The following is a 23,542-nucleotide window of genomic DNA, read 5'->3' as shown; positions in this document are numbered from 1 at the left end:
CGACCGACCCGGAGAGTATCATGGCCAGCGCCGCCCAGCTTCCGCTTTTCTATAACGGCCTCGAGCCGCTCTCGAGCGACACGCACGCCAATTACAAGGTCCGCCCGCAGGACAGCGCGCCGTTCCTGGTCGGCCAGCACGCCATCCCGATCACCGTCGACGAGTTCCCGCTGGTCCAGCGCCACATGCCGATCGTCTTCTCGACCGGTGACGACGCCATCCCGCTCGCGCTGATGGGCCTGAACGAGGGCGTCAACGTGTTCGTCGGCGACGACGGCAAGCTGACCGAGAGCACGTTCTACGTTCCCGCCTATGTCCGTCGCTACCCGTACATGCTCGCGCGCCTCCACCCGGACGCGCAGGAGCTGTCGCTCTGCTTCGATCCGACGTCGCCGACGCTCGGCGAGTTCGAGGACGGCGATGCGCTGTTCGAGAACGGCCAGCCGACCGAGCTGACCAAGAACATCCTCGGCTTCAACGAGTCGTTCGAACAGGCCGGCGCACGCACGCAGAACTTCATGAACGAGCTGCGCGAGCTCGAGCTGCTGATGGACGGCGAAGTCACGATCCAGCCCGATGGGGCCGAGCAGCCGTTCGTCTATCGCGGCTTCCAGATGATCAACGAAGAGAAGCTGATCGACATGCGCGGCGATGCGCTGCGCAAGATGAGCAAGTCGGGCATGCTCCCGCTGCTCTACGCACACCTCTTCTCGTTGTCGTTGATGCGTGACATCTTTGCGCGCCAGGCGCAGCTTGGCCAGACTCCGCAGCCGCAGATGGCCGCACCGACGCCGTTCAACGTCTGATCGCGACGGCATAGCCCTTTATCGAAGGAAGACCATGGCAGCGCAGGATCGTCCGGACGGACCCGGGCCGGACCGCTACTCGAGGGTGGCGATCTGGTTCCACTGGACGATCGCGCTGCTGGTCATCTTCAACATCGCGGTCGGCCTGCTGCATGATCCGGTGCCGGCGCTGCGCAACCTGATGGGGGCGCACAAGGCGCTCGGCATCACCGTGCTGGTGCTGACTGCCGGACGGATCGCGTGGCGGCTGGCTCATCGCCCGCCGCCGCTGCCCGTCCATACCCCGATGTGGGAAAAGGCGCTCGCGCATGCCGCGCACGCGCTGCTCTACGTGTTCATGATCGCCCTGCCGCTGACCGGGTGGCTGATGGTGTCCGGCTCGGCAAAGCGTTCGCCGCTGAACTGGTTCGGTCTGTTCGACATCCCGTATCTGCCGGTGTCGGCCGCGACCGGGCGGTTGGGTCATGAAGCGCACGGCGTGCTGGGCTGGCTGATGCTCGCGCTCGTCGTCCTGCATATCGGTGCCGCTCTGCGCCATCACCTAGTGTTGCGCGATCCGGTTCTGGCGCGGATGGCCCCGGTTTTCCGTCGGCGCTGAACAGCCATAGCCAAACCGTTCGAAAAATTATTTGCGGTGCGTCGCAACAAAGGTTGAACCAAAACCGGGCTCACCCATTTAGATCCTGTACGGCATCGTGTCCCCCCCTTTCGCGGCGCCGTACGGTACGCTTCTAGCGTACCTCCTCCCTGAACCTAGGCCACTCCGTGCGTCATGCACGGGGTGGTTTTTTTTGGCCCGCGTAGGCGGATAAGCGCGACGGCGCGCCGCGACCAATTCTAGCGCAACGGGTGCGACCATTCTTCAAACCGATCCTACCCCGCCAGGGGGAGGTGGCACCGAAGGCGCCGGAGGGGGAGGATGGGCAGCAGAGGTGGTCGCTTACCGCCCCCTCCTTCAGGCTGCGCCTGCCACTTCCCCCTGGCGGGGGAGGATTTGAGATTCGTGGCGCGCGGCCAAAGCAACGTCTCGGTAGTGTCGGCAGCGGCTCAGGCGTCGGGCTCCGGCTAGCCCAACCGCTGCTCGGTCAGGATCTGCCATCCGGCCATGAACAGCGCCGCGACCACCGGGCCGACGACGATCCCGCTCAGCCCGCACAGTTCGATCCCGCCCAGCGTGGTGACCAGCACGACGTAATCCGGAATGCCCGTGTCGCGACCGACCAGGATCGGCCGGAGGATATTGTCGGCAAGCCCGATCACGACGATCCCCGACACGATCACCGCAATCCCCTGCCAGATCGCACCGGTCGCCAGCAGATACACCGCGACGGGCACCCACACGATCGCCGGCCCCAATGCGGGCAGCAACGAGGTGAGCGCCATCAGCAGGCCCCACAACAGCGCCGCCGGTACGCCGACCAGCCAGAAGGTCAGCGCGCCCAGGCCACCCTGGACGAGCCCGACGATCACCGAGCCCTTGATCGTGGCGCGCACCACCGAGACGAACTTGCCCACCAGTCGCTCGGTCACGGATCGCTCCAGCGGCAGCGCGCGACAGAGCGCCGGCCCGACGCGGTCGCCGTCGCGCAGCAGGAAGAACGTCACGTACAGCGCGATGCCGAATGCCAGCAGGAACGCGAACGCGTTGCGGCCGATCGACAGCGCCTGGCCGGCGATGGTCCGCACGCTGTTGCCGAGCGCGCCGGAAATACGCGATTGGAGCCGCTCGAAACTGTTGATGCCGGACTTGTCGACCAGCTGCTGGAGCCGCTCGGGCAACGCGTCATGAACCTGCTGAAAATAGGCGGCGAAATTGATCTGACCGCTCTGCATGCTCGTATAGACCGAGGATGCCTGGTCGATCATCAGGCTCGCGATGATCAGCGTCGGGACGATTACCGCGACGAAGATGATCAGCATCGCCAACGATGCGGCAAGATTGCGCCGCTCCGGCCAGCGCTTGAGCAGCTTATGGTACAGCGGCTGGAACAGGATAGCCGCCAGCGCGCTCCATAGCAGGGCGGCCGCGAAGGTCGATACCACCATGCCCAAGGCTATGGTGATGATGGTCAAGAAGAGGAGAAATCCCCCGTTCTCGATCCGGCCCCTGTTCGTCATGTCGCCCACCCCGTTTCGCCAGCTTGGCCGACGCGCCCCGGTCGACGCTCACCGGCCGCCGTCTCGCATCACTTATAGAAAAATCCCCCCGGTCGTGCCGGGGGGATGATCGTCAACGCAGCTTCTCGCTACCGTTGACCAGGGCCGCCTTCTCGCTGGCGGGCATCGCCTGCGCGTTCACGTCGGCGTCGTCGATCGCATCGGCCTGCTGGTCGCCGCTCTCACGGACGGCCTCGGCCTGATCCTCGAGATTGTCGGCCTTGGCTTCCAGCGCGTCGGCGCGGTTGTCGGCGGCGCCCTCGACTTGGCTGCCGAGCTTGTCGTCGCCCTTGCCGCCGCAAGCAGCGAGCGGAACGGTGAGAGCGGCCATCATCAGCGCTACGGTCAGTTTCTTCATGATAGGGTATCCTGTTGGTGTTGTGTCGACGCAAACCGTCACGGTCACGTAACGGTTCCCAACGACCGCGATCCTTCTGAAACAGTGTGATCTTTTTGCACCGCGGCCTAGTTCGCCGCCGTCCTCCGCTGGAACCAGAAGCCGCCTTCGATCAGGTACACGAGTATGAGCGCGCCCAGTCCGATCCCGAGATATCCGATCGCAAGCGGGAAGGTGGAGCCGTCATAGGCCTGGCCGATCAACGATCCGACCACCACCGCGCCCAGGCTGGTGATGAAACCCTGCACCGACGAGGCCGTTCCTGCGATATGCCCGACCGGCTCCATCGCCATCGCGCCGAAGTTCGATCCGCACAAGCCGATGCACGTCATGCTCAGCGCCTGGAACACGATGTAGCTCCACAGCGTCTCGATGCCCGCGGCGATGACCGCGATGTGGATCAGCGACAGCGCGATCAATATGAAGACGCCGGCCTGCGAGATGAGCCGTGTCCCAAGGCGCTCGACCAGCCGGCTGTTGGCGAACGACGCACAGCCCATCGCGAACGCGCAGACCGCGAACAGGATCGTGAACCGGTCGCCGGCGCCGAACTCGTCGACGAAGATCTGCTGGGCCGACGATACGAAGGCGATGATCCCCCCGAACGTCAGCGACGCGGCGGTCGCATAGCCGATCGAATAGCGGTTGGTCAGCGTGAGACGGTACGCGCTGCGCAACGTCGTCAGCGAAATCGCCACACGGCGCTCGATCGCCAGCGTCTCGGGCAGGCGGATCGCCGACCAGGCGAGGATGAACGCGGCGAACCCGGCCAGCGCGTAGAAGATGAACCGCCACGGTCCGAACGCCAGCAGCACCTGGCCGATGCTGGGGGCCAGGATGGGCACGAGGAAGAAGATCATCTGCGCCAGCGACAGCGTCTTGGCCATCTGCCGGCCCGAATACCGGTCGCGAACGATCGCCACGGCCAGCACGCGCGTCGATGCCGACATCAGTCCCTGCAGGATCCGCGCGCAGATCAACGCGGTGAAGGTTGCCGAACTCGCCGCGAAGATGCTCGCAAAGACGAAGCCGATCAGCGTGGCGAGCAGGATCGGTCGCCGGCCATAGCGGTCGGCGAGCGGACCATAGACCAGCTGGCCGATCCCGAACCCGAACAGATAGGCGGTGACGATCCATTGCCGTGAATTGGCGGTCGCTGCATGCAGTTCGGCGCCGATCGCGGGCAGCGCGGGCAGCATCAGGTCCACGCCTAGCGCGTTCACCGCCATGATCGCGGCGATGAACGCGACGAACTCGCGACGGCCAAGGGCAAAATGGGTAAGCGGTTGCGTCATATCACCGCGCCTAACGGTTTATGCTGCACCGCGCCATATTCGATCGCACCCTCCCACGATCCTCCCCCGGCAGAGGGGGGAGGCGCCGAGCGCTATCACAATCCTCCCCCGCAAGGGGGAGGTGGCTGGCGCTTGCCAGACGGAGGGGGAGGAAAGGAAAACCTCCGTTCCGTGTCCTCCCCCTCCGTCGCTGCGCGCCACCTCCCCCTTGCTGGGGAGGATGATCTAATTTCGTGCCCGCCTCAGTCCCCGCTAGTCGGTGACAGGCGTGTCGCTACGCTCCACCGCGACGATATCGACATGGTGGCTTTTCCATCCCCGCGTAGATGCAGCCTCGACCGCGAGAGTCTTGGTCTTCTTCGCGTCGGCAAGCGATTTGCTATGTCCCCAGAAGACTTCGGTCTTGCCGTTGGCCAAGACCGCGACGATGCGCCAGTAATGCGTCAAGTCGAGCGCGGTCGGGCCGATCGTCTTGACATAACCATCGGGCAGGACCGCCGTGAGGTAGAATTTACGCTTGGCCATCGCGCCCTGCTAGAAGCTCGACGAGACGAAGGCATCCGCGAAAATCGCCGTTTACTTAGGGGCGTCATCCACAGCGACAGGATTGCCTGCCCGCCCAGGGATCGAATTGGCGCGTGCAGCGCTCCTTCCATGACTCCTTTCGAAGGGCTGACATGACGACATTCGACGCTGCTCCCACCCATCCTCTCAAGGGCGACCTGACTGCAACGAGCATTCCGGAAACGGCCGGGTCCGATATGCGGGGAATTGATTTCAAGGCGGCCGCCGATGTCTTCACCAAACTCGACGTCGAACTCATGCCCGATCCGTCGCGTACCGTGATCCGTCCCTTCAGTTTCGCGTATCCGGCGGCGTTCGAGGCGGATCGGCCATCCCGGCTCCATGTGGTCGTCGAACGGGTTCGCGCGCTCGATCCGGCGATGCGGACACGGATGCGTGCGCTGCTTGCGGCGCCGATGCGCGAACGTCACCGCAACGCCGACCAGGTGTTTCTGCGCCGTTTCGCCGCAATCCGCGACGAGATCGGTACGGGCGATTTCGATGACGACGAGCAATGGCTGATCGGGGCGTATTTCAGCCAGGAATACGCGTTCGAGGCCGCCGCGCTGTTCAACCCGAGCATGGTCCGGTTGCCCGACGATGCGCTCGACGGGCGACCAACCGAACCGGGTGCGGTGCGGTTTCTGCTGTCGCTGCGCGGGATCGGCGAGGGGCACATCTCGTCGGTGACGTTCCGGACCGGCGAATGGGGGCCGGGCGATCGGCTGGTGGTCGATCCACCGAGCGCGAACGGCGTGCCGCCGCAGATCGAGCGGACCGACTCGGATTGGGTGCGGCTGCTGTGCGAGGACAGCCGGGACGTCTCGGAAACGGTGATCTTCCCGGTCCTGCCCAGCCAGCATCAGGGGATCGAGGATCTCCGCATGGTCACCTTTACCGATCATGACGACGTGCAGAGCGTCATCGGCACCTACACCGCGTTCGATGGCAAGGTCGCGCGGCAGGAGATGTTGCGCGGGATCGATATCAGGACGTTCGAGATGCGGCCGCTGGCGGGGTCGATGACCGGCTACAAGGGGATGGCGTTGTTCCCGCGGCGGATCGACGGGCAGTTCGTGATGCTCGGGCGGCAGGACAGCGAGAATATCTGGCTGCTGCGGTCGGACGATCTTTACACCTGGGATAGCGGCACGCCGATCATGGCGCCGAAATATCCGTGGGAATTCGTCCAGCTCGGCAATTGCGGGTCGCCGATCGAGATCGACGAGGGCTGGCTGGTCTTCACGCACGGCGTCGGCATGGTCCGCGGCTATTGCATCGGCGCGTGCCTGCTCGACAAGGCGGACCCGTCCAAGGTGCTCGCGCGGACGCCGTCGCCGTTGCTGTTCCCGTCCGCGGAACAGCGCGGCGGCTACGTCCCCAACGTCACCTACAGCTGCGGCGGCCTGCTCCACGATCGCCGGATCCTGCTGCCGTACGCGATCGGCGACGAATACAGCGCCTTCGCGGTTGCCGCCGTGGACGACCTCCTGGCCGCCATGGTCCCCGCCTGAGACCATGGCCAACCGCGGCGTGCGTCAGCCAAGCGCCGCGAACATCTTGTGTATAATTCCCGTATCAACCGAAAAATCCCGCCGATCCACCGCGCGGGTGTCGGTGGACACGGTAGGGCCAACGGCAGCCAGATAATCGAGCTGTCGGTGGTGCGCGAGATTGGCGAACAGCGTGGCATCGCCCTCGCGCCCTTCCGGAGCTATCTCGATCAAAGCGCTGCCGGGGCGCATGAACACCGCATTGGCAAGCCCGGCGCCCAGCGGCCCGGCAATGGCGTCCGCGCCGGAAAAGAGTTCGACCTGCTCGCGAAATGCCAGATGTTGCGGCTCGATGGTCTCGAACCCATGCTGCGCGGCAATCGCGATGATCTCATCTTCATTGATCAATTTGCGCGATCCGGCACCGGCGCGCGTGACAAAAAACCTGCGTCCCGATGGCGCGGCTGGCGCGAAACGCTCGCGGATTTCGTCCGCCATGGCAAATGCATGGGCGCCGAACGTGTGTATGTTGCTCAGGCCGCGCGCGGGCATCAGCAACCGGGCGCACCGCGTGATGCCGTCCCCTTGCGTCGCCCGCCTGTCGATAGGTTGCAACGCATCGATCATATCGGCCATCCATGGCCGCAGTGGTGGCAGCCAAACCGTTGCGTCCGCTGCCAACCCTTCACGCTGCGCCAGCCAAAGTCGCGGCATGGCTTCGAGCAGCCAGTGAAAATAGTTCAGATTGGTCTGTATTCCCACGACCAGATGGGTCCCCGGTAGTTCGGGGCCGCCGACCAGATCGATCGAGAAAACGCGATCCGGATGCTCGTGAAAGCCGTAGCGTGCAAGCGACCCGAATGCACGAAAGCTGTCGCTGAGGATTCGATGAGCCTCATCAGCAACCAGGAAACCGTCGGTGAGAATCGCGCCGTGCGGTAGCGCGACGACGAAAGAGGGTGCCAGTCGCGTGGAAGCGACCGCTTCTGCGCGCAGTTGGTGTTCGCGCGCTACGTCGGCGACGCGTGGGTCGATCGCGAAGAATACGGGACGCTGCCGTAATACCGGAGCGCTGCCCGGCAGGATGACCTGCGTTGCATGACCCGTGGCGGTCGACAGATCATCCGTCGTCGGAATGCTATCGCGGTGGAACAGGCGGTACAGCGTATCAGGTACGAACTGGGGATCGGCGATCGTCGGTTCCTTGCAGCAAACGTTATGGCGTACCTGCGTCTCATAGTGCCGTCCAATGGCAACCGACGATCGGCGCGATCATGTGGTGCCACCGTCGGCTCGGACCGTCGTGAATACGCGTCGGTCCTGCGCCACTTGCGCGTACAAATCGCAATAGCGGTCCGCCATCGCCGAAGTGTCGTAGCTACGACCGACGGTGTCCTGCCAGCGGACGGTCGCGATGCTGGCGGCCTGGATTGCATCCGGAAGGGCCGCCAGATGGGTAAGCCACTGGGCGAGGTCCGCGGCTGGAATGCCGACATGGTGCAGCCATCCGGCGCCAGATTCCTTGATCCGGTCCCCCACCGCGCCGATGTCGAAGCCGATTACGGGAAGGCCCGCCGCCCAGAGTTCGGTCAACGTATGACAATAGGTTTCCGCCCAGATCGAGAATATTGCCCCGACATGTGGTGCGATCTCGGCCACGCGGGCCGCGAACGCATCGCGTTGGTAGCGTCCGTGCAGGACCAGTCCAGGCCGTGCCACCATGTGACCCGAGTCGCCGAGGACGTGGAACTCGAACGTGCGCCCCCTGTCGATGTCCGCCACCGCCTCGACGAGAATGGCCCCTTTTGCGGCAGAAAGGTTGCCGGGCACGAGCACTCTAAGCGGCGCGCCGGGGTGTCGCGGAACCGTCGTGGTAAACCCTGTAAAGGTGCGTCCATGCGGAATGACTTCGAACCGCCTGCCGACGAGGTCGGGCAACGCATCGACAATGATTGCCCGAGCCGTAAGGCTTGTCGTGACATAAGCGTCGCAGTGACGAAGCGCGTCGCTCATCATCGCGCGCCAGCGATAGATGAACTGGTGCTTCAGGTTGGGAAACGCATCGACCGGCCAGAGTTCCGGGCGACAGCGCCCCACGCCCGGCGTGCAGCGACCACCGCAGAACACCATGTCCTGGTCGAGCAGTTTGACCGTCGGGCATAGCATGTAGAAATCATGGAACGAGAAGATCACCGCGATTCCGAGCCGGCGGCATGTTTGGGGGAGGGTGGTGCTGTGCCACGCCATGTGTCGAATATGGACAAGTTCGATCGCGTGCCGGGTGAGCATATCGGCGACGATCATGTCGTATTCGCTCGACCGGTGGACCAACGGATCGATGCCGCGGTGAAGGTCCGCGGTTTCGACCGGGACGAGCGCGCCATCGTGCAGCCGCGACAATTCGAGCTGGACCGTATCGCAGCGTAGCAGCCACGGCTCGAACCGGTCGTCGATCGCGGTCATCAGGTCCTGGTTGGTCTGCGGCGTGCCACCCGATTGCGTCGCGATCACGTACAGGATGCGGGGTCGCGGCGGCGCGACGGCCTGTGCAACCGCGCGACGGATGCGCCACCGCATCGCCAGCATGTCGCGACCACGCGCGAACACGCCGATCCGCGCCTTGTATTCGGGATAGCGCGCGTCGACCACCAGCCGCCCCGCCGCATACAGCGCCGCCTTGGCCGTGCCGAAGCTCGCCGACCCCTCGTGATGGACGAAGGTACGGTCGTCGACGACGTTGCGCAGCCCGGCATGATCGGCGCGCATCGAGAAATCGTTCTCCTCGCCATACCCACGCGGAAAGGCGGTGGCATCGAGCAGGCCGATCCGGTCGAGCGCATCGCGGCGGATATACAGGCAGAACCCGTGCCCGGTCGGCACCTCCGGCCGCAGCGTCATCGCCGACTGCCGGACCAGCCGCGCCATGTCGTCGAACGACAGCAAGGCAGGAACCGGGTTGGCCATGCCGGTTTCAGGTACCGAGAAAGCGCCCGCATTGTCCGACACCGCGGTGGCGGTCGCGACCGACCGGCCGCTATAGGCCGCAAGACGCAGGCCCTGGAGCCATCCCGTGGTGACCTGCGTATCCGAATTGAGCAGGACCACGTCGTCGCTACCGGCGAGCGCGATCGCCCGGTTGACAGTCCGCGTGAACCCCAAATTCTCCGTGTTGCGGTGAACCTCGACGTTGCGAAGCGCCGCCGCGGTTTCGAGAATGCCGGCGATCGCCGGATCGGTGCTGCAATCGTCGATCAGGATCAGCCGGCAGGGTATGTCGGTGGTGCGGCGGAGCGCGGCGATGCACGCGGCGGTATCGCTCGCGGCATTGTAGATCGGGACGATGATCGTCACGCCGCGTTCGTCAACGTCGGGAAGAATGTCGAGTATCACCGACGGCAGCAGCGAGCGCCGCTCGGGCACCGCCATGTCGGTCCCGCCGCGAATCGCCATGGCATCATCCCGCGCATGGACCGCGACATGGGCAGTCGATCCACCGGTCATGCTGATCGAGGGCATCTCGAAGCGAAATCCGCCACCGGCCGTGACGATGCCCTTGGCGACGAGATCGGCGCGGTTCCGATCGGCGAGGCCGGTTGCATAGCGGATGCCGTCGATCCGCATCTCGACCTGGAGCATTCCGTCCGGTCGGTTGGCGTCGGCGGCCCAGCCTCGTGCTTCGGCCGGCGTGACGCGCTCGAGCTTGCCGTGGACGAGCGGCGTCCGGACGATCGCCGCATCGCCGACGATGTGCGTTCCGGCCCGCAACAGGACCCTGTCCGGTCCCAAGGCGGTATCGGACGACGGCCTTGAGCGCGCGCGCAACGCCTGTAGCGATACGCGAAAGCCATAGGTCGGGGCGTCGCCCGGCACGATCTGCGCGAGATCGGGCCGGTCGATCGCCGCGTCGATCGTGGCCGTCAGCGTGCCGTCGAACTGGAGCGTGACCGGCAGACCTGCCGCGACGATCCATCCCCCGATATCGTCGCTGCCGGCCACCTCGATATGGCCGAGCGGTGCCATGGGGCGGATCGCATCCGCGGCGATCTGGAGCGATGCGCCGATAATCGCGGCGGTGACCTTCGTGCCCGGCCCGATCGGTACCGGCAGGCAGACGCGAAACGCGCGCGCATCGACCGCGGCGAGGTCTTCGCGGTAGGTGGTATCGATGATCTGCACCACGGTCTGCGCGATACCGTCGAACGAGAGCGTCAAGGCGCCGGACCGTAACGCGTCGTCGTTGGCCCAGCCCTGCACGACCGTACGATCCGTCAGGCATTCCAGCGCTTCGATATAGCCTGCGGTCATAAGTCTTCGCTGCTCCGTTCGCCCGTTTAATATCCGGAGCCGGCCGGGGAAGGTCGTCCCCGTCGCCGATCGTTTCCGGTCCAGTCAGAGTCGCCTGTGCCGACGGTTACCGCGCCAGGCTGCGCCCGAGCGCCAGCGGGGTGAAGAGCTGGCCGATGATCTGCGTCATCTTGGCCGGCGCATTGGCGGCGGCGCTGGAGACGTAGATGACGTCCTTGTCCTGCATCTCGACGCGTTGCGACAGGAAATAGCTGTCGGCGCGAACCATGTTCAGGCGGTAGACGACCGGCTTGGGTTCGGCACCGAGCGACGTGTCGTATCGAAAGAGATAGACCGCGGCCGGGTCGGCGGTACGCTCGCTGGGGCCTCCGATCCGCGCCATCGCCTCGGCCAACGACAGGGAGCTTGCCCCGAATGCGACCTGCGAGACCTTCTCGGTTGCACCGAAAACCAGGAACGTCCGCGGCCGGTTGAACAATTCGACCCGATCGCCCGGCAGCAGCGCGATGTTCTGGTCGCCCGACGCATCGATTTCGCTGAGCCGCGTTTCGGCAGACCGCGCGCTGCGGGTGAGGCGCACGATCATGTCGTTGGGCTGGTTGGTGGTGCCCCCGGCGCGCGCGATCGCATCGAGCAACCGTTCACGCGGCAGGCCCAGTTCGAACCGGCCCGGGCTCCGGATATCGCCGGAAACATAGAAGACGTTGAACGCGTTCGCCTTGACCGTCACGACGACCTGAGGTCGTTGCGACAAACCGATCATACCGTGTTCGATCGTCCGTTCGACGTCGCCGGGTGTCTTGCCGGCAACCGGGATGCGGCCGACATAGGGCAATTGCACATCGCCGGCGGAGTCCACGCGAACGGTCAGGTCGGTGCCCGATGCCGAGGGCGTGAAGCTGCTTTGGGCGGTGGCGCCGTTGCCGCGCGTAAACAGCGTCACGCCGACCTCGAAAATGTGGATCGACAGCGTGTCGCCGGGCCCCAGCGTGTCGGTGCGACCGACTTCGTCCAGCGCCGCTAGCGGTGCGGCGGCGGCACCATCGATGGCAAGACGCGCCGTCGTTGCCGGGTCGATGTCGACGATCCGGAACCCCGTGCCGTTGTCCTTGATCTCCGCACGCCGGATCTGTGCCGCGGTCGGGCCGGCGGCCGGCAGGGTCGCGCACCCCCCGATCACGCCAAGTCCGACACATGACAGGATGACCCTCGCCAGAGGTTTTCCGTATCGGCGCCGTGAATTGTAATTTTCAGACACTGTCATCGATCAGTCTTCCAATAAAACGGCAGAAAGGAAAAATGAATCGATCGGCTTTCCCCGGTCCTCCATTAAATCAGCACGTTGCTGAAAACAATCGAATCAACGTGGCGGCGGCGGAAAGCTTTGTAGCCTGTGATGAACATCGGCTGCTTCTTGAATCGTGTCATATAACGTTACAACTCCACCGAATACGACCGCACCACGCTCACAATATCGAAATAATGCGTGCGTATCATGCGAGACCATGACTAGAGTTCCACGGTCTCTACGCGCGGTAAGTGCCTCTTCAGACTTGATTCTGAAACGTTCGTCCCCCGCGCCCGTAATTTCGTCGACGATGTAGCAATCAAAGTCTATGGCGAGTGATACACCGAACGCCAGACGTGCGGACATGCCTGCCGAGTAGGTGTTGACAGGTTCATGGATATAGGAGCCAAGTTGCGCAAAATCCTGAACATAGTCGAGCAGTTCTTGCGGATCCCGGCCATAGATGCGGGCGATGAATCGGGCGTTGTCGGCACCGGTGAGGCCCGCCTGGAACGCGCTGGCATAGCCGATCGGCCAAGACGTCGTCATGGTGCGCTTGATTACGCCCGACGTCGGCCGCTCCACACCCGAAATCATCCGCATCAAGGTCGATTTGCCGACACCATTGGCGCCGCAAACACCAATACTGTCACCGCGTTTAATGACCATATTCACATCATTGAGTACGGCATTATCAAAACCACGCCCGTGATATTTCTTGTAGACATTCTCGAAGGCGATCATCGCGTCGAATGCTCCGCATGGAAGGGATGACAACTCGGGCTGTACTCGACCGCGCCACTCATAAGAAGGTGAAGATTGCCGTCGATGCCCGATTGGCAGGAACTGCCGCCACCGGGGTCGCGAGCTATCGTCGGGCGGTACTGGCCGCACTCGCTATCGCGGGCCGCACTACGATGGCCTTGCACGATGGTTCAGTCGGTCGTTTCGGCGTGCCGAGCACGCGGCGCGAGGCGGCATCGCGGTGGCTGTCGGCATGGTCGTCGCGGCCGCGCCGGTTATTGTTGAAATCATATGGCGGCGATGGCGGCCATGCGCAGACTTGCAGTGCACCGATGGGTGAGGTGTCGAGACGCGACGCCCCGACATCGCCTGTACCGGTACGCGGTACGCCGGCGTTGCACGTGCTGGCCTGCGATCCGCCGTCCCTGTGGCGACAAGACGTCTTCAGGCTCGCGCATATCCATTTCAGACGGCACGGCACGCTGTTGCGGCTGACCCCGCCGCAGCCGGTCGGCGTGATGCACTGGACGTATCCGATTCCCGCGATCGTCGACGGATGGATCAACGTCCACACCGTGCACGATGTGATCCCGTTGCGTCGACCCGATCTGTCGCCGATTGAGGCGGATCGGCTGCAGGCATGCCTGCTCGCAATCGCCGCGCGCACCGATCGGATCGTGACGGTATCCGCCTGGGCGCGCCGGACGATCCTCGATGCGCTGGTGGTCCCGGCGGACCTGGTCACCGATTGCGGCAGCGGCCTGGCCGAGCTTGTCGGTACACGTGGCGTGGGCACGGCATACCTCCCCGGTACCGGTGAGAGTGGCAGGGCTGATTCTCATCCGGAGGAACGCGGTGATGGGATCTTGCCCTATGACCTGCGCCCGGACGGTTATCTCTTTTTCTGCGGCGTGATCGAACCCCGCAAGAACCTCGCTCGGCTTGCGGGCGCGTGGAGGGTCAGCGGCTGCGGCATGCCGCTGGTGGTGGCGGGGCCCGATGGCGCCCACGGCGGTGCGCTGCGCCGCGAGCTCGAACGCGCCGGTGCGCTCGTGCTGCCGTATCAGGACAGGCCGGTACTGATCGACCTGATCCGCAACGCACGGGCGCTGGTCCTGCTGTCGCTGGAAGAAGGGTTCGGGTTGCCCGTGGCGGAGGCGATGGCGTTGGGAACGCCGGTTCTGACGTCGGATCGTGGCGCATTGCAGGAGATTGCGGGCGGCGCGGGCCTGTTGGTCGATCCGACCGATGCGCCGGCGATCGCCGAAGCGCTCCGACGGATCGTTGCCGACGACGTCCTGCGCGGGGCGTTGGTCAGGCGTGGGCTGCACCGGGCGGAGGCGTTCCGGCCGGTGGCATTCGGCCGGCGGCTGACCATGCTGTACGACCGCTTGATCGACGCGCGGATCGCCGACGGCGTGTGGCCCGAATTGGAGACCGCGGGTGAACGCTGACGTGCGGATCGCGATCGACGGGTTCAACCTCTCTTTGCCGCACGGCACCGGGGTCGCGACCTATGGCCAGGCTCTTGGCGACGCGATCACGTCGTTGGGCGTGCGTCTGGACGGCGTATTCGGGATACCGGTCGGGATCCACCCGGAGCTGCGTGAAATCCTGTTTTACGAGGCGCTCGGGCGGGGAATTCCGCAAGGCCCCGGGCTCGCGGCGGTGCGGGCGGTGCGGGAGTGGTTCGGCCAGTATCGGCGGACGCAGATGTTCGACGTTCCGATGCGGGGATTGATCGTGCAGGGCGCGATCGCACGGCGACTGCCGCGATTCGAGCGGATCATGAGTTCCGCCCGGCTGTTCGAGCGTGCCGACCGATATTTTGCGCGGACCGGACGGTTCCTGCCGATCCGGGTCTCCGATCCGCCGCACATCATGCACTGGACCTACCCCGTGCCGATCCGGATGCAGGGGACGAGCAATGTCTACACGCTGCATGATCTGGTGCCGCTCAAGCTCCCCTATGCGACGCTCGACCGAAAGCGGCTCTATTACCGGATGATCGAGACGATCGTGCGCGCGGCGGACCATGTCTGCACCGTGTCGGAGTCGAGTCGTGACGATGTGATCGCGCAGTTCGGTATCGCCGGGGACCGCATCACCAACACCTATCAATGCGTCTCGACCGCGCAGACGCGGCAGGACCATGTCGGCGACGTCACCGCGTTGTTCGGGCTGAAGCCGCGCGGCTATTTCCTGTATTACGGCGCGATCGAGCCCAAGAAGAATGTCGGTCGGTTGATCGAGGCCTATCTCGGCAGCCAGGTGAAGACGCCGCTCGTCCTGGTCGGCGCTGGCGCATGGCAGGCCGACGAGGAGCTTCGCCTGCTCGCGACCGGAGCGGCAGGATCGCACAATGCCTTTGGCAGGCGCGTGGCGAGCCAGGTCATCCGGCTGCAATATCTGCCGCGCGCGCTGTTGCTGCAGCTGATCGCGAACGCCAAGGGGGTGATCTTCCCGTCCTTGTACGAGGGGTTCGGGCTTCCCGTCCTCGAAGCGATGCAGCTTGGCACGCCGGTCATAACGTCCGACCGGAGTTCGTTGCCGGAGGTCGCGGGGCAGGCGGCGTTGATGGTGGACCCATACGACGTCGGCGCGCTGACCGTCGCCATCCTCGCGCTCGATACCGACGACGCGCTGGCGGATCGGCTCGTGGCGGCCGGCACCGAGCAGGCGCAAGTGTTCACGCAGGATCGCTACCGCGCGCGGCTCGGCGCGATGTACGACACGATCCTGGCCGGGGGGCTACGGACCCGACGCAATATGCCCAGGGGGTGGGAATAGATGGCAACGCGTATCGCGCCGCGCGGCTCGCTGCGCCGGGGGCTCAAGGTCCAGGGCAACGTGATCGGCGCGCTGATCATGCGCGAACTGCACACGCGCTATGGTCGCGACAATATCGGCTATGTCTGGCTCATCCTGGAGCCGATGATGCTGGCGACGATGATCGCCTTGCTGCACCAGCAGACCGGCGGGCATTTCGGCAACGACGTCAAACCGGTGCCGTTCGCGCTGATCGGCTATTGCATCTTCATCATGTTCCGCAGCATCTTCGGGCGGGCGGAAGGGGCATTGGAAGCCAATCTGCCGCTGTTGTACCACAAGACCGTCACGATCTTCGACATCCTACTCGCCCGTGCCCTGCTCGAAGCGGCTGGCTGTATCCTGTCGTTCATGATCCTGATGAGCCTGGCGGTGGCGATGGGTCTCGCAGATCTTCCGGCACGACCGCTTTACGTATGCCTGGGCGTGGCGTGCATGTTCTTCCTGGCCTTTGGTCTTTCGCTCGTCGTCTGTGCTTTCACGTTCGAAAACAGAGCGATGGGAAGGTTGGTCCATCCGATCGCCTACATCATGCTGCCGCTGTCCGGTGTATTTGTGATGATGCAATGGGTGCCGGCGAAATTCAGGCCGCTATTTTCGGTAATTCCGATGTCGCATATTTTCGAAATGTTGCGATACGGTTGGTTCGTCAGTGCGGTCCCGTACTTTATCGATGCCTGGTATCTTGCAGGCTGGATATTTGGATCGACCTTGGTCGGTCTGCTGGCAATTGCTGCCGTGAAGCGCAAGATACATATGCCGTGACGATTCGTGACGGCGCTATACTCGGCCTTCAGTTGAGGCCGACCCTCGGAGAACATCATGGTGCACGGTTTCATGTCCCCGGCGACGGTCGAGCCGGAGGCGTCGCCGAGCCTCGGCGAGCGATGGCGTTATGCCCGGACGCATTATGGCTGGTTCTTCTTCGTCGTCGCGCTGCCGTGCCTTGCCGCCGCGCTCTATCTCTACGCGTTCGCCGCGGATCAGTATGAATCCGAAGCGCATTATCTGGTGCGCGCGCAAGGGGCGCCGGCATCGAGCGGATCGAGCATCGAAAAGCTGCTCGGGGCGAGCGGCGGCGGCGGCGGTGGTCAGGGCGAGGCCAACAGCGTCGCGGACTTTCTGCTGTCGCACGACGCGGTCGACGCGCTCGGCAAGCAGAGCGGTTTGGTCGAGCGGTTCCGGCGCCCCGAAGCCGATCGGTTGAGCCGACTGGCCTCCGCCGAACCGACCCCCGAAGCGCTGCTCAAATATTATCGCAAACAGGTCGACGTGCACTACGACACCGACACCGGCATCACGACCCTGAAGGTCCGCGCGTTCCGACCGACCGATGCCTATGTCATCGCCCGCCGGCTGCTCAGGCTGGGCGAAGGTCAGGTCAATACGATGAACGTCCGGTCCTATGACGATGCGGTCAAACTGTCGCGCCCGCAACTCGCCGAATCGGAAGCAGCCCTGACCGAGGTCCAGGCGCGAACGACCGATTTTCGACAGGACAGCAGGGACGTGAACCCGCAAGGTACCATCGCAGCGCAGATCGGCCTGGTATCGAAACTGGAATCCGAGTTGTCCGCGGCACGATCGCAGCTGTCGACGACGGTAAGCCTGATCGGCACGCGCAATCCGCAATATGCCGCGCTGTCGCAGCAGGTGCGGTCGTTGCAGACCCAGGTCACCGCGCAATCCGCAAAGCTTGCGGGCGGCGGCAATGCGATCGCAGCAGGGCTCGGCGATTACGAGCGTCTCCGCATGCAGCAGGAATTCCTGTCGAAGCGCTCCGACGCCGCGTCCGCCGCCTTCGAAGCGGCGCGCCAGCAGGCGGTTCGGCAGCAACTCTACATCGTCCGGATCGTCGATGCGAACATGCCGGTCCGCTCCGAATATCCCAAGCGTGCGCTGTCGCTGCTCACGCTCTTCATCGCGTTGATGGTGCTGTACGGCCTTGGCTGGCTGGTCGCCGCCGGTGTTCGGGAACATGCGAGCTGAGCGCGGCCGCGCGTCGTCGCACGGCATGACGAGCGGGCACGGGACCAGCATCGTGCCGCTGCTGCGGCACGGGACCAGCATCGTGCCGCTGCTGCGGCACGGGACCAGCATCGTGCCGCTGCTGCGGCACGGGACCAGCGTCCTGCCGCTGCTGCGCGCGCCCCCCTTTCCCTGGGCGGCGCCGGTGGCGATCACCGTGACGGGCGGCACGCCCCCAAGTCTTGCAGAGGCGCGTGATGTGCTGGACGCCTTGCGTGCGGCGCGCGTCGGCGGCGCGTTCTGGGACGGCAAGCGCGATCCCTGGACGCAGGTCGCGCAGGGTGCCGCCGTGCAGGCCAATGTCGACGACGATTTGGCGATCGTCGCCTGGCTGTCGGGCGTTGCGGTGCATGACATGGCGGGTACGATCGTCGACCCGGCCCGGGTCGAACGCGCATGCCTCGACCGGCTGACCGCATTTGCCTGCCATGACCCGTTCGAGGATCGACCCGCGACATTGGCTGATACCGTCCTCCGACTGGCAAACTGGCGCCGAACGCTCGACGCCAATCGCGGGATCGGCGTGATGACCGGCATGGCGCTCTGGAAACGAGCCGCGATCGGCAACTTCCTGTGGGACGGACGGCAAAGTCCGGTTGCAGCGTCTGCAAACAAGGCACTCGTCACCGCCCGCCGGTCGGGACGAGCGATTGCGGGCTGGGCATCGCGGATACCGGCCGACTATGCCCGCGACGCGCAAGCGGCAGGGCTCGAGCTTCAGATCGTCGAGGATGGCTTCATCCGGTCCAGTGGCCTCGGCGCCGATGGCCGTGTGCCGAGTTCGATCACGATCGACACGCGGGGTATCTATTACGACCCGGCCCGGCCGAGCGATCTCGAAACATTGCTCCAGACACAGGTTTTTTCCGACGATCTGATCGAACGGGCGCGCCGTCTGCGCACCCTGATCTGCGATCATGATATCGGGAAATACGGTGTCGCCGCCGGCACGGTCAGGCCGTTGCCCGATCGTCGTTGCGTCCTCGCCATCGGTCAGGTCGAGGACGATCGCTCGGTGCTGTGTGGCGGCGCAGGCGTGGCCTCGAACCTGCAATTTCTCGCGCGCGTGCGGGCTTGCGAGCCCGAAGCGTTCATCGTCTATCGACCGCACCCCGACGTCGTCGCCGGCCATCGCAAGGGGCACGTATCGTCATCGGCGGGCGCAGAATGGGTAGACCGTATCGACCAGGATAGCGCGTTGCTATCGCTGGTCGGCCGGGTCGATGCGGTTCACGTCCTGACCTCGTTGACCGGGTTCGAGGCGTTGATGCGTGGACGCCCGGTCACCGTACACGGTCGCCCTTTTTTCGCCGGCTGGGGACTGACCGAAGACCGTGTCGAGCAACCTGCGCGGCGTCGCCGGACGCTGACGATCGATCAACTCGTTGCCGTAACGCTCATCCTGTATCCACGGTACATCGATCCGGTGACGGGCGTGTTCTGCGAAGTCGAAACGCTCATCGCCCGGATCGCGGCGGGGCAGGGCGGGTCCGACACCGCGTTTACGCTGATCCGACAGGCGCTTGGCCGACTCCGGCGGCAGGGCGTCCTGATTGCGGCGGGTGTCCGATGACGCCGGCGACCCGTGGCAAGCATACGTTCCTGTTCCTGCAGGGGCCGCATGGTGCCTTTTTCGATCAACTGGCCTCCGCGCTGGCCATGCAAGGCCATGCGATACGCCGGATCAACCTCAATGGCGGCGATCGCGCCGATTGGAGCGGGTTTTCGACGAACTACCGAAGTTCGCTGAAGGGCTGGCCCTTGTTCTTCGACGATTTCGTCGTCGATCATCACGTTACCGACGTCATCCTGTTCGGTGACTGCAGGCCGCATCATGCCTCCGCGCATGGCATGGCCAAGCTGCGCGGTATCCGCGTCCATGTGTTCGAGGAAGGTTATATCCGCCCGGATTTCATGACGTTGCAGGAAGACGGCGTGAATGGAAACTCGACCTTGCCGCGCGATGGCGACTGGTACCGCGACCAGGCCAGCCGCTTGTCGGGGATCCCGCCGGTGGCGCCGGTCCCGTCGAGCTTCGCACGACGCCTGCGCGAGACCAGCCGCTATACGATCCTCAGCGCGCTTACCCGGCCATTATATCCCTTTTATCGCTCGCACCGCTCTACCGCGATGCTCAGCGAAGCGCTTGGCTGGGCCGTGCACTTCATGACCAGGCGCCGCGAGCGCAGGCGGTCCGCCGCGACGATGGCGGCGATCGGCGACACGCCGTATTTCGCGCTGCCGCTGCAATTGAATTCGGACTATCAGATCCGCGTCCATTCGCCGTTTCGTGACATGCGTGCGGCGCTCCGGTTCATCATCAAGAGTTTTGCGCGATCGGCGCCGCCCGGGGTCAATTTGATCGTCAAGCGGCATCCCCTCGATGGCAGCCTGTCGAGTTGGCGACGGTTCGTACGCCGCGAAGCGCACCGTTACGGCATCGCCGACCGGGTCTTCTATATCGGCGATGGCGACATCTCGGATCTGGTTGCCAAGGCGCGCGCGGTCGTGACCGTCAACAGCACGGTCGGCACCCTGGCGTTGAACTCGGGCGTGCCGGTGGCCGTGCTCGGCGAGGCGATCTACGACATTGAGGGGATCGTCCGACGTGAACCCCTCGATATGTTCTGGGCTGATCCGCCGGCGGTCGACATCGCGCTTTACGACGCGTTCAAGCGCGTGCTGATCGACCGATGCCTGATTCCCGGCGGCTATCTCAGCGACGAAGGGATCGCGATGCTCGTCCGGCACGCCGAACGGCGCCTGACCGGCGAGCCCGTGGTCGCACAAACCCCTGAGCCGGCGGATACTGCGGCGGATACTGCGGCAGGCACTGGTAGCGACGACCGCGACGCCGACGGTGAGCCCGGGGCACATGATGAAGACGGCGTTTGAAGCCGTTTCGTGCATTCGCCCCGATGCTGCTCAGCCGGACGCTCGTGCCGCGGTGGCTTGGCGGCCGTGCCAGCGTCGACGCGGAGGTCGTACTCGACCTGTCGCGCCTGCTGAGCCGGTCCTATCATGTGACGCCGACCGGGATCGACCGGGTCGAGTTCGTCTATGCGCGCGAATTGCTGCACCGTATTCCGGACCGGCTGGCGTTCGCCGCGGTGCATCCCGCGGGGGGCTATTACGGCCGACTGCCGGTCGGGGCGGTGCGGCAGTTTCTCAGCTTCACCGATGCGCGGTGGCGAAACCCGGACGTGCTCGACCCCCAAGCGGTGCGGGTCGCCGCCAATCGGCACTTGCTGGCACTTCGGCCGCGCCCAGTGCCGACCGCGGCGCGGCAGCGAATCTATCTTCAGGCGTCGCATCACCATCTGGAAGATATCGACCTGGTGGCGGCGATCCTGAAACGTGAGACCGCGCGGCTGATATCGCTGATCCACGACGTCATTCCGCTGACGCACCCGGAGTTTGCCCGGATCGACGGCAGGGCGCGGCATCTCAGGGCCATGCGAACGATCGACCGCCATGCCAGTGGCATCATCGGCAATTCCGCGGCGACGGTAGAGGCCGTCCGCGAACATCTGACGGACATGCGCAGCGACCGCGTCATCCGGGTCGCGCATCTCGGGACCGACCCCGTCGAACTGCCATCGGTGAGCCGGCCGGCAAGTCTTTCGACGGTTCCAGCCGGCCCCTATTTCGTGTGCGTCGCGACGATCGAGCCCCGCAAGAACCATCTGCTGCTGCTCAACATATGGCGCAGACTGGTGGAAACGCTTGGCAGCGCGGCACCGCGGCTCGTGCTGATCGGCAGGCGCGGGTGGGAAAATGAAAACGCCATCGACATGATCGAGCGCTGTACCGCCTTGTCCGGTTACGTGATCGAGGCGTCGAACATGTCGGATCGCGAGATGCATGCGGTGCTCGGCGGCGCGCAGGCGTTGCTGTTGCCCTCGTTTGCCGAGGGTTTCGGGATGCCGGTCAGCGAAGCGCTCGCGGCCGGGCTTCCGGTGATTTGCAGCGACATCGCCGCGCTACGCGAGGTTGGCGGCGCGGCACCCGACTATCTCGATCCGCTCGACGGCGTGGGATGGCTCGAGGCGATCATGGCGTATTCGGCACCGGCATCGCCGCGCCGTGCCGCGCAACGTGAACGCATGGAGCGATGGCGGCCGGTGAGCTGGGCGGAGCATCTCGACGTGGTCGAGGCGACGATCGATGCGGTCGGCGCTATCGGGCGATAGCGACGCGCCGCACATCGCCGGGGTCTACGTTACCGATCGCCGCGGCGGACGACGATCCCGAACGAGGTCGTGACATACTGACCGAGCGCGAGCTTCAGATGGTTGTCCGCCGAATAGGGGGGCACGTCGACATAGGCGTCCTGTTGCGTGTCGCCGAGATCATATTTGATCTGCGCGACGAAATGCCCGCGCGAGACGAGATCGACCGCGAGCCGTTCGAAATCGCGACGCCGGAACAGGACGGTGCCGCCGCTATCGATCGTCGCGTCGTTCGAGGTGAGATTGAGTTCGGTGGTGTGTACCGCGAGCCCGCCTGGATTGAGGCACTGGACCGCGTTGCGGACGAAATCGAGACCGGCCTCGATCGATCCGAGATGCTCGTACGCGCACGACGACCAGGTGAAGTCGAACCCGCGCAGGTCGGCGGGAATCGCGTTCATGTCGGCCACGCGGAACGCGACGTTGCGATCGAAGACGTCGTTTGGACAGATCTCGGGATAGCGAAGCTGGTCGAGGCCTTCGCTATGCTGGTTGGTCAGGGTCCAGTCGCGGCTGCGGACGTCGTCGGCGGCTAGATCGGTCGCCACGATCGAGCAGCCGATCGCCGCCATCGCTGCGGGCAGGGGTTCGATGCCCACGCCGAAGCCCAAACCGCGCGCCCCCGCCTTGAGCATCCCGTAACGCTCGAGCGTCTGAAGGATGTAGACGAATTCCCATTGCTTTCGATGGCGGTGCTTCGCCAGCTTGAGGCGTTCGAGCCACTGGTCATAGGCCGGCTCGTTGAACTGCGATGCGGTGCAGGTCTGCGATACCGGATCGGCCAGCGTCGCCTTGCCGTGTGCCAGCAACCGCGAGGCGCGACGGAAGACGCGTTGGCCGAAGATCGACTTGCGGGCCGCCTCGACCTGTTGCTCGAAATGCGGTTGGCGGACGGCGGCGTCGAGCAGGATCGTGAACGACTGCGCGATGGCGTCGGTCTCGGTATAGAGATGCCCGAGGACCGCATATTGCATGCCGTCGACCGCATCGAAGGTCAGCCGCATGGTCCCGCCGGCCGCGACGATCTCCTTCACGGCGATCGGCCAGGTCTTGATCGTCTCGGCCGGGCGCGATCCGTCCAGCGGCAACGCGTTGACCCGAACGATCATCGAGCCAAGCGTCGCGGTCAGCCCGGTAAAGACGAGCGAGCAGCGGACCGTGCTGCTCTCCAGCGAAACATAGCGGGTATGGAAGACATAGGCCGGGTCTTCGGAGGATTCGGAGCCGCCAAGTCCTTGAATTCGGCTCGATCGAGTCGGCCAGAAATCGAATGGACCCGCATCTATATCAAATGTTGCGGCGATTGCCGACGGAGAAGGCGGACTTTGCATGTTGGAGTCGTAGCGGTGAAGAATGTAATCGTCACTCGTTTTGCGCGGCCAAGTCCCGAAATTGTACGACTAT

19 protein-coding genes are annotated in these 23,542 nt (G+C 64.7%); 10 read left to right on the top strand and 9 right to left on the bottom strand.

Translation table 11 applies throughout. The features are described 5' to 3' along the window. Positions 1-20: 20 nt before the first annotated feature. Both U1737_RS06370 and U1737_RS06365 read left to right on the top strand, forming a co-directional pair. Positions 21-806, top strand: coding sequence for a SapC family protein (locus tag U1737_RS06370; protein WP_248524410.1), 786 nt, complete (start codon positions 21-23; stop codon positions 804-806). Positions 807-840: 34 nt separating this feature from the next. Continuing rightward, positions 841-1,404: a cytochrome b gene (locus tag U1737_RS06365; protein WP_248524411.1), complete on the top strand. Its 564-nt coding sequence runs from the start codon at positions 841-843 to the stop codon at positions 1,402-1,404. A 467-nt stretch (positions 1,405-1,871) separates the two neighbouring features. On the opposite strand, the gene U1737_RS06360 is transcribed toward U1737_RS06365, so the two are convergent. From U1737_RS06360 to U1737_RS06345, 4 genes are all read right to left on the bottom strand, one after another. Further along, positions 1,872-2,924 (bottom strand): AI-2E family transporter, encoded by a 1,053-nt coding sequence (locus U1737_RS06360; RefSeq protein WP_332796016.1) that lies wholly within the window; start codon positions 2,922-2,924, stop codon positions 1,872-1,874. Between the two features lie 112 nt (positions 2,925-3,036). Then, positions 3,037-3,321, bottom strand: coding sequence for a hypothetical protein (locus U1737_RS06355; RefSeq protein WP_248524413.1), 285 nt, complete (start codon positions 3,319-3,321; stop codon positions 3,037-3,039). Between the two features lie 107 nt (positions 3,322-3,428). Then, complete coding sequence (locus tag U1737_RS06350; protein ID WP_332796015.1) at positions 3,429-4,655, bottom strand: multidrug effflux MFS transporter; 1,227 nt, start codon at positions 4,653-4,655, stop codon at positions 3,429-3,431. A 252-nt stretch (positions 4,656-4,907) separates the two neighbouring features. Continuing rightward, the gene (locus tag U1737_RS06345; protein WP_248524415.1) at positions 4,908-5,180 is read right to left on the bottom strand and encodes a hypothetical protein; all 273 of its coding nucleotides are present in this window, start codon (positions 5,178-5,180) and stop codon (positions 4,908-4,910) included. A gap of 236 nt (positions 5,181-5,416) precedes the next feature. On the opposite strand from U1737_RS06345, the gene U1737_RS06340 reads away from it, so the two are divergent. Further along, entirely contained in the window at positions 5,417-6,733 is a 1,317-nt protein-coding gene (locus U1737_RS06340; protein WP_332796051.1) for a glycoside hydrolase family 130 protein, read from the top strand. A 24-nt stretch (positions 6,734-6,757) separates the two neighbouring features. Here the strand turns inward: U1737_RS06340 and U1737_RS06335 are convergent, their stop codons facing one another. From U1737_RS06335 to U1737_RS06320, 4 genes are all read right to left on the bottom strand, one after another. After that, the gene (locus U1737_RS06335; protein WP_332796014.1) at positions 6,758-7,474 is read right to left on the bottom strand and encodes a glycosyltransferase family 61 protein; all 717 of its coding nucleotides are present in this window, start codon (positions 7,472-7,474) and stop codon (positions 6,758-6,760) included. A 510-nt stretch (positions 7,475-7,984) separates the two neighbouring features. Continuing rightward, on the bottom strand, positions 7,985-11,017 hold the full coding sequence (locus U1737_RS06330; protein ID WP_332796013.1) for a glycosyltransferase: 3,033 nt from the start codon (positions 11,015-11,017) through the stop codon (positions 7,985-7,987). Between the two features lie 106 nt (positions 11,018-11,123). Next, positions 11,124-12,197 (bottom strand): polysaccharide biosynthesis/export family protein, encoded by a 1,074-nt coding sequence (locus tag U1737_RS06325; RefSeq protein ID WP_332796012.1) that lies wholly within the window; start codon positions 12,195-12,197, stop codon positions 11,124-11,126. A gap of 180 nt (positions 12,198-12,377) precedes the next feature. Then, positions 12,378-13,049, bottom strand: a complete 672-nt coding sequence (locus U1737_RS06320) for an ABC transporter ATP-binding protein (protein WP_248524419.1) — start codon at positions 13,047-13,049, stop codon at positions 12,378-12,380. A 68-nt stretch (positions 13,050-13,117) separates the two neighbouring features. Here U1737_RS06320 and U1737_RS06315 point away from each other — a divergent pair, with 68 nt between their 5' ends. The 7 genes from U1737_RS06315 to U1737_RS06285 are packed head-to-tail and all read left to right on the top strand — an operon-like array spanning position 13,118 to position 22,099. Then, positions 13,118-14,503, top strand: coding sequence for a glycosyltransferase family 4 protein (locus U1737_RS06315; protein ID WP_332796011.1), 1,386 nt, complete (start codon positions 13,118-13,120; stop codon positions 14,501-14,503). Next, positions 14,493-15,839 carry a glycosyltransferase family 4 protein gene (locus U1737_RS06310; protein ID WP_332796010.1) on the top strand — a complete coding sequence of 449 codons (1,347 nt, stop codon included), beginning with the start codon at positions 14,493-14,495 and terminating at the stop codon, positions 15,837-15,839. The genes U1737_RS06315 and U1737_RS06310 overlap by 11 nt, the downstream gene beginning before the upstream one ends. A 60-nt stretch (positions 15,840-15,899) precedes the next feature. Then, positions 15,900-16,643 carry an ABC transporter permease gene (locus tag U1737_RS06305; RefSeq protein WP_332796009.1) on the top strand — a complete coding sequence of 248 codons (744 nt, stop codon included), beginning with the start codon at positions 15,900-15,902 and terminating at the stop codon, positions 16,641-16,643. Positions 16,644-16,700: 57 nt separating this feature from the next. Beyond that, positions 16,701-17,867: a KpsE/RkpR family capsule polysaccharide export protein gene (locus tag U1737_RS06300; protein ID WP_332796008.1), complete on the top strand. Its 1,167-nt coding sequence runs from the start codon at positions 16,701-16,703 to the stop codon at positions 17,865-17,867. Further along, the gene (locus U1737_RS06295) at positions 17,857-19,479 is read left to right on the top strand and encodes a capsular polysaccharide export protein, LipB/KpsS family (protein WP_332796007.1); all 1,623 of its coding nucleotides are present in this window, start codon (positions 17,857-17,859) and stop codon (positions 19,477-19,479) included. The genes U1737_RS06300 and U1737_RS06295 overlap by 11 nt, the downstream gene beginning before the upstream one ends. Further along, entirely contained in the window at positions 19,476-20,801 is a 1,326-nt protein-coding gene (locus tag U1737_RS06290) for a capsule polysaccharide biogenesis protein (protein ID WP_332796006.1), read from the top strand. Before U1737_RS06295 ends, U1737_RS06290 begins: the two co-directional genes overlap by 4 nt. A gap of 23 nt (positions 20,802-20,824) precedes the next feature. Beyond that, positions 20,825-22,099, top strand: a complete 1,275-nt coding sequence (locus U1737_RS06285) for a glycosyltransferase family 4 protein (protein ID WP_332796050.1) — start codon at positions 20,825-20,827, stop codon at positions 22,097-22,099. Between the two features lie 29 nt (positions 22,100-22,128). Here the strand turns inward: U1737_RS06285 and U1737_RS06280 are convergent, their stop codons facing one another. After that, entirely contained in the window at positions 22,129-23,469 is a 1,341-nt protein-coding gene (locus tag U1737_RS06280; protein WP_332796005.1) for a class I SAM-dependent methyltransferase, read from the bottom strand. Positions 23,470-23,542 lie beyond the last annotated feature (73 nt).

This window comes from Sphingomonas fucosidasi, from assembly GCF_036663855.1.
Taxonomy (GTDB): domain Bacteria; phylum Pseudomonadota; class Alphaproteobacteria; order Sphingomonadales; family Sphingomonadaceae; genus Sphingomonas; species Sphingomonas faeni_B.
Note: the sequence above shows the minus strand (reverse complement) of the source record. Positions and strands in the feature narration are given on the sequence as shown.